Genomic DNA, 9190 nt, shown 5'->3' with positions numbered 1-9190 from the left:
TTTCAACCACACTCTTTCTTACTCTTTTCACCCCCCCCGGCTCCTGTTCTTTTTTTTTCTGCTTCGGTACCCCCCGCTGTCCGGCCCCGCCCCCCCCCCCGCCCGGCCGGGCCCTGCCACTCGGGATCGCCCCGCCGTGGGAGGCGTGAAACGCTGTCCGACCTGCCCGATCCCGGGCACCCGTCAGCGTGCTCAAGGAGCGGCCCGAAGGACTTCGCCGGCGGTGCGGGGGGAAGGCGCAGCCGCAGATAGCCGGCGATCAGCAGTTGCAGGGCCTCGGTACCGCCACGGGTATCGAACCACTCCACACCGATCAGTGAGAGCCCAGCAGCCCCGGCCTGTTCCAACGGATCAGTCACAGGGTACGCGAAACGGACTCCCCAGGCGGGCATCCGCGCTGTTCAGGCGCGGCGTGGCGGCACCGGCCCCCGCGCGGGAGGTCCGGGAACGGCCTGGTGGCCCCGCTCGAAATCGCCATCCGCGTGGCGTCCGCTCCCCGCGGCCGTGGCCGGCGACGGCTGACTTAGAATTACATCACCCGTGTCGCGTCACCAGCCGCAGACGCGGGGTCCCCTCACGTCCGGAGAAGCCGGAGTCGAGGAGAGGCTCATGTCCCGTAGGCACATCGTCACCGCAGGGTGTGTTCTGACGCTCACCGCACTCACCTCGTCGGTCGTCCCGGCTGTCGTCCCGGTCCGGGAGGCGAGCGCCTTTGCCACCTCGTCCACCGGGAAACGGAAACCACCGCCCGATCCCATCAAACAGCTACCGCCGGGCATGATCGAAGCACTCCAACGCGACTTCGGTCTCACCAGGGCACAGGCCGAGACCCGGCTGCGCAACGAGGCCCGGCTGACGATGGTCGAAGCGAGGCTCCGCGACATGCTCGGCGGCTGCTTCGGCGGATCCTGGCTCATGGGACCCCTCTCCGAGACCCTGGTGGTGGCCACCACCAGCACCGCCGACATCCCCCGCATCGTCGCGGCGGGCGCCCGACCCAAGGTCGTTGCCGCGTCGCTCGCGAAGCTCAGGGCGATCAAGCAGAAACTCGACGAGTCCCTGCCCAACCACCCGACCGGAGGAAGCGTCCGCTACGTCGACGTGAAGAGCAACAAGGTGGTCATCCTGTCCAGGCACGCCGAGGCGACCCGGCTCCTGGTCGCCTCCGTCCCGGTGGACAGGTCCCTGGTGGTCGTGCAGCCCTCCACGGAGACCCCTCGGCCCTTCTGACGCCCATCGGGACCGGTGTCCTGACGATCTCCGCCGCACCGCTCAGCCTGCGGAGCGAGCAGGACGGCCCACATCACTCTCGACGACCGAAGCGGCCGCGGCCCGCGCATCCAGGAGGATGCGCGGGCCGCACGCGAGAGGCGTCAGTCGTCGACCCAGCCATGGGATCGGGCGAACGCCAGGAAATGCTGCCGGACCTGCCCGATCTGCGCGCCCGTCAGCGTGGGCGCGTGCTCGATGAGCAGCTCGGTGACCGCGCCGCTGAAGGACTTCGCCGACAGCACGTCACACACGCCGTCGTCGTCGCCGAGCTGCTGGGAGGCGACCGAGGAAGGCGTCACCGACGGCGCCGTCACCGCGACCGGCCGGCGCGCCGGCGGATCCACGAGGCTGACCGTCGACACCTTGAGGCCGCGCTCACTCTCCATGACCTCGTACTCCACCCGGAGGCCCGGCTGAACCACATGCCGGTTCTCACCGAAGTCGTTGGCGTGGAAGAACACATCCTCGCCTCCTCCGACAGCGGCGATGAAACCGTATCCGCGCACCTCGTCGAAACGGAGGATCGTACCGATTGCCACCACAACACCACCTACACAGAGAATTGCAACGCTCTACATGATCTTGCCGGAACCCTCCGGCCCAAGGATCCGGCCCGCCTGTCGCGCCGGATCACCGCTCTCCTCCTCATCGCTCTGCCTCCCACCACCCGACCGCCCGGGCACCCCACGACCGGATCCACGACCCGATCCGTGGGCGGTCCCGGCACCGGCCGCCTGCCGGAGCCCGCCGAGGGACCGGGCCCGCACCGTCCCCGTTCAGGCCGGACGACCCGATGCTAGCCCGGACGGCGCGCCGCGCGCATCGATCCACGATCACCTCGACCGCTTTCGCCGTCCGTTCGCCGGCTCTCCCGGCCGTCCGGTACGTCAGAGCTCGCTCGACGCCTCAGCGGCCGGAGCGGTGTAGGCGGCCGTGACCCGATCCGCCGCGGCCCTCGCGCGGGCCTCGTCCGCACCCGCCGCGACGTCTGCCTCGTACCACCCCAGGCTGCTGAGTACCATGAACCGCCTGCCCTGGTCGGACGCCGCCCACGCCCCGGCCTCCTGCGGGTCCACGGCCTGCCCTGACGACAGGTGGACGGCCAGGCCCACGAGTCCCAGGTCCCAGCCGACGCCGAGCGCGCCGGGCCCGAACTCCTCCCATCTGTCGTCGACATGAGCGACGTGCTCGAGCTCGAAACGCGTTCCGCCCCCGGGCTCGGCCGTCAGCCGGACTTCGATCCAGCTGACGTCCCCGCCGTACTCCCAGGTGGCGGCATAGCTCTTGGGCGGGTCGCAACGCTCGATCCTGCCACCCGCATTGCCCTGAAGCTGGTAGCGGCCATGGAGCCGCAGGTCACCGGAGATGGGCAGAAACCACCGGGGGATGCGCTCGGGGTTGGTGCAGGCGTCCCAGAGGTCTTCGATCTCGGTGTCGTATGTCTGGCTGACGGTCACGACACGCGCCTCACCCGCCTCGAGCACACGGCTGCCGACCCGCCGCCGTACGGCACTGATCTGCCCGGTGACATCGATCATCAATTACCTCCAGCGTGGAGACCCGGTCCTTCAGGGCCGGGAGGAAACGCGGCACGCTGCCGCACTTCCGGGTGGGTTGTGTAACCGTAGCCGTCGGCTCGTTGGAGCAGGCGGACGTGGCGGTGGCCGATGCCCTGTACGGTGCCGTGCCGGGTGGTGATGTTGAAACTGCCGGTGCTGCGGACCGCGACCCGCCCGGCGTGGACTCCGGCCTTCTTGCCGGTCGGGACGGTCGCGCGGACCAGGTCGCCGGTGGCGAACCCCTTGACCTGCTTGGTCCGGGGCAGCCGCAGGCGGGGGAAGCCGTAGCGGTCGGTGCGGGTACGGCAGTAGGTGCCGCGCCCGGTCGCCTTGACCACGAGCACGGTGAACGGCCAGGTGGTCACGGTGTCGAGCGAGCCGACGTGCAGCGCGTCCAACGTGTGGGACTTCGGCGCGCCGGTGCGGGAGCGGTTCCATTTGGTGCGCCCGCCGGAGGCGGTGTGAACGGGCAGGCCGGTCGCTTCCAGCGCCCGCCACAGCGCCCAGCGGGTGGTGTTGACGGCGGCGGCGTCGCGCAGCGGCGCTTTCGCCTGCTTGAGGATCTTCGCCAGGAGGGCGGGCCTGTCCTTGAGGAACTCCTGCACGGGGGTGGCGTTCTTGGCCTGGTTGCAGCCGATGCAGGCCAGGGTCAGGTTGCTGACGCGCTCAGAGCCGCCCCGGCTGCGGGGGTGGATGTGGTCGAGGTTGAGCGGTACGCCGCTCGCGCCGCAGTACGCGCACGCCCGCCCCCACTTGGCGAGCAGGTATTCGCGGACCTCGTACCCGGCGAGGGTGCCCTGCTGGTACTCAACGCCTTCCAACGGCTTGCCCGCCGACAGGGCGTGGGTGTCGAAGGAGACCTTCTCCACGTGGACGGCGGCCACGGGCGCCCACCGGGTCAGCCGCACCACCCACGACAGGGTGGTGTCGACACGGTGTCGCAGCGACGGCGCCAGCCACCCCTTCGGCTTGGTGCGGTTGGAGAAACGGGGCGCGCGGTAACGCAGGTTTTTACTGCGGCGTCGCCGCCGATACTGCGAGCGGGCGGTGAGCTTGTCGCGGATCGCCCCGCCCCGGTGGTCGAACTGGAGCGCGTACCTGCCGGTCCGGCTCCCGTCGCGCTCGGTGAACACCACCAGGCCGGTGTGCTTGGAGCCGGGGTCGATACCGACCTGTACGCCTGCCACGACGGAATCAGCTGCCGTGCGGTCCTTCAGTCGGATAACGAACGGGGTATGCCGGTGAACCACAGCCCGGCCGGAACAGAGGAGTTTTCGCGCGTAGGCAGGGCTCGTGGGTTGCAACGGTTGGCCGTGCTTGTCCAGGACGAACACGACCGGGTGGGCTGGACTGCCCGCTCCCTTCCCAGCCGAAGCCGGGTCGGGGTGACGCCGAGTAGACCGGGTGCCGGCCTGCTCGATCTCCCCTCGCCCAGGTTGAACACCAGGTACCGCCGCGAGGCGGTGTCCGTGAGCCGTTTCGTGCCCACCCTCGGGCGTGTCTGCTCCCACGGATTCCAGAGCGGCAGGCTGAGGAAGCACCCGCCGGTGGGTCTGCGATCTCGTGTTCAACGTAGCCATCAAAACGCACCTCCTTGAGCTGATGGCCAGGGCTGGTCAACGCGGGGCTTCAAAGCGCATTACTGCACTTCAAGCCCCCTCCTTCAGGAAGGGGTCGTTGACGCGGTTCTCCTCTGGTCTGGTCCCTCGCCGGGGCGCTGGGGTCGACATCGCGCATCGGTGCGGTGCTCACCGGTTGGGGGCGTACCTCGGAGCGCGCCAGGAAATATTAGAACGTGCTTAAGCGGTGAGCAGCCGGTTCGGTGAACACGTTCGATTGACCATAGGGACAGATCAGGCCGCTAACTGCGAAAGATGGCAGAAGCGGCGCTTTCCCCTCTCTGGGTAGGATCCTGCCTTTACCGGAGGCGTGCGGATCATCTCATCGAGATCGTGGCCCCGGCCGTGTCCAGCAGAGAAGAGCCAGCCGATGCCCCAGTCGCCGACCTACGACGACGTCCGGAGCGCCGCCGACCGCATCGCGTCACAGGCCCACCGGACCCCGGTGCTGCGCTCGCGACTGATCAACGAACGCGTCGGCGCCGATGTGCTGTTCAAGTGCGAGAACTTCCAGCGTGTGGGCGCGTTCAAGTTCCGCGGCGCGTTCAACGCCCTGTCACGCTTCACCCCCGAGCAGCGGCGCTCCGGCGTGATCACCTACTCCTCCGGCAACCACGCCCAGGCGATCGCCTTGGCCGCCCGGCTGCTGGACATCCCGGCCACGATCATCATGCCGCACGACGCGCCGGCCGCGAAGGTGACCGCCACCGAGGGCTACGGCGGGCAGGTCGTCCGCTATGACCGTTACACCGAGGACCGGGAGGAGATCGGCCGCGCGCTGGCCACCGACCGCGGCCTCACGCTGATCCCCCCGTACGACCACCCCCACGTGATCGCCGGTCAGGGCACCGCCGCCAAGGAGCTGTTCGACGAGGTCGGCGAGCTCGACGCGCTCTTCGTACCGCTGGGCGGCGGCGGGTTGCTGTCCGGCACGGCGCTGTCGACCCGGGCGCTGTCACCGGACTGCACGCTGTACGGCGTCGAGCCCGAAGCGGGCGACGACGGCCGGCGATCACTGCGCCAGGGCACCATCGTCCACATCGACACCCCGAAGACCATCGCCGACGGCGCGCAGACCCAGCACCTGGGCACCTACCCGTTCGACATCATCCGCCGCGATGTCAACGACATCCTCACCGCCACCGACGCCGAACTCGTCGAGAGCATGAGGATCTTCGGGTCCATCATGAAAACGGTCGTCGAGCCCACCGGATGCCTCGGTTTCGCCGCCGTCCGCAACCTCGCCCCCCAGCTGCGCGGGCAGCGGGTCGGCGTGATCATCAGTGGGGGAAACGTCGACCTCGACCGTTACGCGGCACTGCTGACCTCTTGACCCGAGAAGCATTGACGCGGTGCTCGCGCGTTCCCGGGCCTGTGCGACCAGGTGGGTCACCGGGCCCGTTCTCGTAGGATCCCCGCATGCTTCTGTGGATCAATGCCCCCTTCGGCGGCGGCAGGACGCAGACCGCGTACGAGATCCAGGCTGTCAGGAGGTCGGCAGGCGGTCGGCGAGGCGGTCGAGCCCCTGCCTGATCATCTGCCCGTACCCGTCGTCACCGAGTGCGTCGACGGCGGCGCGCCCGCGCCGGAGGTGGTCGCGCGCACGATCGAGATCGCCGAGCCTGCGGTAGACGTCGCCAAGGTTGAGGTGCAGGGAGGGGTAGAACCCGCTCGCGGGGCCGGTGATGCCCGCCTGCCGCGCCCGCGCGTCGGTGATCAGGTCTGCCGCCTCCAGGGCCCGCAGGTCCCAGAGCAGCTCCTCGTGCGCGTCGTCCTGGACGTCGGCCATCGAGTGGGCGAGAGCACAGCGATGCAGGGGATCACCGGTCGCCCCGATCTCCTGCCACAGCTCGGAGAAGAGCCTGCGGGCGGCTGCCCGCTCGCCGCTTTGGCCCAGCTCCATCCCTTGGCCGATCTTGGCCATCGTCACATCGGGCTCTGTCATCCGCCCTCCCTCGCACGGGGTTTCCGGTGACCCTAACGGCGGGCACCGACAAAACTCAGGCCCGTGGCCAGGAGGGCGGGGACGCGGGAGTCAGCGGAAGAGGGCGCTGTAGGCGTTGACTGCGGGCTGCCCGCCGAGGTGGGCGTAGAGCACGTTGGAGTCCGGACCGATCTCACCGCTTTTGACCAGGTCGATGAGCCCGGCCATGGACTTGCCCTCGTACACCGGGTCGATGATCATTCCTTCCAGGCCGCCGGTGAGCCGCATCGCGTCCAGCGTCGAGGAGACCGGGATGCCGTAGAAGTCACCGGCCCAGCCCTCCAGCACGGTGATCTCGTCTTCCCGCAGGTCGCGCCCGAGACCGATCAGCTCGGCGGTGTTGCGGGCGATCCTCTCCACCTGCGCCCGGGTCGCCTCGATCTTGGCGGAGGCGTCGATGCCGATCACCCGGCGGGGACGGTCCTGACCGGCGAACCCGGCGATCATCCCGGCGTGGGTGGAGCCGGTGACGCTGCAGACGATGATCGTGTCGAAGAACACGCCGAGTTCCCGCTCCTGTTGCTGGACCTCGTAGGCCCAGTTGGCGAAGCCGAGGCCGCCGAGGCGGTGGTCGGAGGCCCCTGCCGGGATCGCGTAGGGCACGCCCCCCGCCTCCCGTACCTCCGCGAGGGCCTGCTCCCAGCTGTCCCTGAAGCCGATGTCGAACCCCTCGTCGACCAGCCGCACCTCGGCACCCATGATCCGGGAGAGCAGGATGTTGCCGACCCGGTCGTTGACCGAGTCGGGCCAGTCGACCCAGCTCTCCTGGACCAGCAGGGCCTTCAGCCCCAGCTTGGCCGCGACCGCCGCGACCTGGCGGGTGTGGTTGGACTGCACGCCGCCGATGGAGACCAGGGTGTCGGCGCCCTGGGCGAGTGCCTCGGGGATCAGGTATTCCAGCTTGCGGGTCTTGTTGCCGCCGAAGGCGAGACCGCTGTTGCAGTCCTCCCGCTTGGCCCAGATACGCGCTCCGCCCAGGTGCGCGGTGAGTCGATCGAGCGGGTGCACCGGGCTCGGCCCGAACAGCAGGGGATAGCGGGGAAAGTCCGCGAGGGACATGTCGTGCTCCTTGAGTTTCCGGGGCGATTCAGCTTGAGAGTTTCCACGCACCGCCGGCCGCGTCCCCGGTCGCCGAGTCCAGTAGTGGTGCGAGGGTCTGCCAGTTGGCCCGCGCGGCCAGCGCGGCGCCGTCGGCGTCCCCGGCCGCGCACAGCGCGATGATCTCGTCGTGCATCTCCACGGATCCCCGGCCGGTGAGCGAGGAGAAGCGCAGCCGCTCGACTCGGCGCAGCGCGGGGGTGACCTGCTCAAGCACCGACCTGACCACGTTGTTCGCGCACGCCGTGACGGCGACCTGGTGGAAATCGTCATCGGCGGCCAGCGCCCCGTCGACGTCACCGCGCCGCAGCGCCACGGCGAACCGCTCGTTGGCCTGACGCATCAGGTCGAGTTCCTCCCCCGACAGCACCGGCACCGCTTCGCGCACGGCCAGTTCGTGCATGGCCGCGGCGACGGACTGGGCGTTGCGGGTCTCTCTGTCGTCCAGCGGGCTGACGATGGTGAACCGGCCCGGTTTCGTCTGCACCAGACCCGACTGTTCGAGACGGGCCAGTGCCTCGCGGATCGGCGTGCGGCTGATGCCCAGCCAGCTGATCAGATCGGCGTCGTTGAGACGTTCGCCGGGCGCGAGGGTGCCGTCGACGATCGCGTCGCGGAGGGCGCGGTAGGCGTCCTCCCGCAGCAGGGATCTGGCGACGAGACCTTGGCTTTTCGGGACCGGCATGCGAAATATTGCACATCACACTTTGCGTATTGTCAATCGAACCTGAACGCCGAATGCCTCATCAGGACCGAAAGACCACCGATGAAGGACTTCCGACCCTCACCCTGGGACGAGTCCCGCTGTCCAATGAAGGAGAGGCTTCCATCCCTTCGAGGAGGAAACGATGCGCGTGAAGGTGAGCGAGGTCATGACGCGAGCTGTCGCGTCGGTCAACGGCAGCACGCCGTTCAAGGACGTCGCCGAGGTGCTCATCGCCCACGGGGTGAGCGCGGTGCCGGTCGTCGACGCCGAGAACCACGTCCTCGGCGTCGTCTCGGAGGCGGACCTGCTGGCCAAGGAGGAGTTCAAGGAGCAGTACTACCGCGAGGGCTACCGGCCGCCGCTGCGCGCCCGGCTGCGGTACCGGCTCAGCCGGGAGGGGCGTTCGGCCAAGGAGAAGGCCCAGGGCGACACCGCGGCCGAGCTGATGACAGCGCCCGCCGTGACCATCACCCCGAACGCCCCGGTGGTGTCGGCGATGCGGCTGATGGACGAGCGCGGTGTCAAGCGCCTGCCGGTGGTCGACCGTGAGGGCAGGCTGGAGGGCATCGTCAGCCGTCAGGACCTGCTCAAGGTGTTCCTGCGCACGGACGACGAGATCGCCCGCGAGATCAGGGAGGACGTTCTCGATCACTCCCTGTGGGTGGACACCTCCCAGGTGAAGGTCACCGTCAAGCAGGGCATCGCGAAGCTGAGCGGTCACATGGCGCGGCACAGTGACGCACTGATCGCGGCCCGGATGGCGCTGCGGGTCCACGGGGTGGTCGACCTGATCGACGAACTGGAGTGGGACGAGGACGACGCCCCCGCGTGGCAGGGCCGGTAGGAGTACCCACCCGCGACGTCACGCCGGCGATCAAGGCCGACGGCACCTGGAACCGGTCTCCTCACCAGCGGGCACAGGAAGCCGCCCGCGCCGACCAGCGGCGCGGGC

Annotated in this window: 9 protein-coding genes; 3 read left to right on the top strand and 6 right to left on the bottom strand. The window is 69.2% G+C overall.

Annotated elements, in window-relative coordinates:
- Positions 1-609 precede the first annotated feature (609 nt).
- Positions 610-1230, top strand: a complete 621-nt coding sequence (locus ACWD3H_RS46970) for a S1 family peptidase (RefSeq protein ID WP_451959702.1) — start codon at positions 610-612, stop codon at positions 1228-1230.
- A 143-nt stretch (positions 1231-1373) separates the two neighbouring features.
- Here the strand turns inward: ACWD3H_RS46970 and ACWD3H_RS46965 are convergent, their stop codons facing one another.
- The 3 genes from ACWD3H_RS46965 to iscB all read right to left on the bottom strand — a co-directional run bounded on the left by ACWD3H_RS46965 (position 1374) and on the right by iscB (position 4165).
- The gene (locus ACWD3H_RS46965) at positions 1374-1811 is read right to left on the bottom strand and encodes a cold shock domain-containing protein (protein ID WP_350920309.1); all 438 of its coding nucleotides are present in this window, start codon (positions 1809-1811) and stop codon (positions 1374-1376) included.
- 348 nt (positions 1812-2159) lie between these two features.
- Positions 2160-2810 (bottom strand): SRPBCC family protein, encoded by a 651-nt coding sequence (locus ACWD3H_RS46960; RefSeq protein WP_451959701.1) that lies wholly within the window; start codon positions 2808-2810, stop codon positions 2160-2162.
- Positions 2810-4165, bottom strand: a complete 1356-nt coding sequence (iscB, locus tag ACWD3H_RS46955; RefSeq protein ID WP_451959700.1) for an RNA-guided endonuclease IscB — start codon at positions 4163-4165, stop codon at positions 2810-2812. Before iscB ends, ACWD3H_RS46960 begins: the two co-directional genes overlap by 1 nt.
- Positions 4166-4820: 655 nt before the next feature.
- Between iscB and ACWD3H_RS46950 the strand changes: the two genes are divergently transcribed.
- On the top strand, positions 4821-5783 hold the full coding sequence (locus ACWD3H_RS46950) for a threo-3-hydroxy-L-aspartate ammonia-lyase (RefSeq protein ID WP_451959699.1): 963 nt from the start codon (positions 4821-4823) through the stop codon (positions 5781-5783).
- Between the two features lie 153 nt (positions 5784-5936).
- Here the strand turns inward: ACWD3H_RS46950 and ACWD3H_RS46945 are convergent, their stop codons facing one another.
- From ACWD3H_RS46945 to ACWD3H_RS46935, 3 genes are all read right to left on the bottom strand, one after another.
- Entirely contained in the window at positions 5937-6395 is a 459-nt protein-coding gene (locus tag ACWD3H_RS46945; RefSeq protein WP_451959698.1) for a hypothetical protein, read from the bottom strand.
- 90 nt (positions 6396-6485) lie between these two features.
- Positions 6486-7493, bottom strand: a complete 1008-nt coding sequence (locus ACWD3H_RS46940) for a 1-aminocyclopropane-1-carboxylate deaminase (protein WP_350920321.1) — start codon at positions 7491-7493, stop codon at positions 6486-6488.
- A 28-nt stretch (positions 7494-7521) separates the two neighbouring features.
- Positions 7522-8217 (bottom strand): GntR family transcriptional regulator, encoded by a 696-nt coding sequence (locus tag ACWD3H_RS46935; RefSeq protein ID WP_350920324.1) that lies wholly within the window; start codon positions 8215-8217, stop codon positions 7522-7524.
- 163 nt (positions 8218-8380) lie between these two features.
- Between ACWD3H_RS46935 and ACWD3H_RS46930 the strand changes: the two genes are divergently transcribed.
- Positions 8381-9082: a CBS domain-containing protein gene (locus tag ACWD3H_RS46930; protein ID WP_355568297.1), complete on the top strand. Its 702-nt coding sequence runs from the start codon at positions 8381-8383 to the stop codon at positions 9080-9082.
- The last annotated feature ends 108 nt before the right edge of the window (positions 9083-9190 follow it).

This window comes from Streptosporangium sp. NPDC002607, assembly GCF_053592655.1.
This window is presented reverse-complemented; position numbering and strand designations above follow the sequence as displayed.

Coding starts and splice junctions, on each gene's coding strand:
- ACWD3H_RS46970 (WP_451959702.1), top strand. CDS start 610: ATGTCCCGTAGGCACATCGTCACCGCAGGGTGTGTTCTGACGCTCACC.
- ACWD3H_RS46960 (WP_451959701.1), bottom strand. CDS start 2,810: ATGATCGATGTCACCGGGCAGATCAGTGCCGTACGGCGGCGGGTCGGC.
- ACWD3H_RS46950 (WP_451959699.1), top strand. CDS start 4,821: ATGCCCCAGTCGCCGACCTACGACGACGTCCGGAGCGCCGCCGACCGC.
- ACWD3H_RS46945 (WP_451959698.1), bottom strand. CDS start 6,395: ATGACAGAGCCCGATGTGACGATGGCCAAGATCGGCCAAGGGATGGAG.
- ACWD3H_RS46940 (WP_350920321.1), bottom strand. CDS start 7,493: ATGTCCCTCGCGGACTTTCCCCGCTATCCCCTGCTGTTCGGGCCGAGC.
- ACWD3H_RS46935 (WP_350920324.1), bottom strand. CDS start 8,217: ATGCCGGTCCCGAAAAGCCAAGGTCTCGTCGCCAGATCCCTGCTGCGG.
- ACWD3H_RS46930 (WP_355568297.1), top strand. CDS start 8,381: ATGCGCGTGAAGGTGAGCGAGGTCATGACGCGAGCTGTCGCGTCGGTC.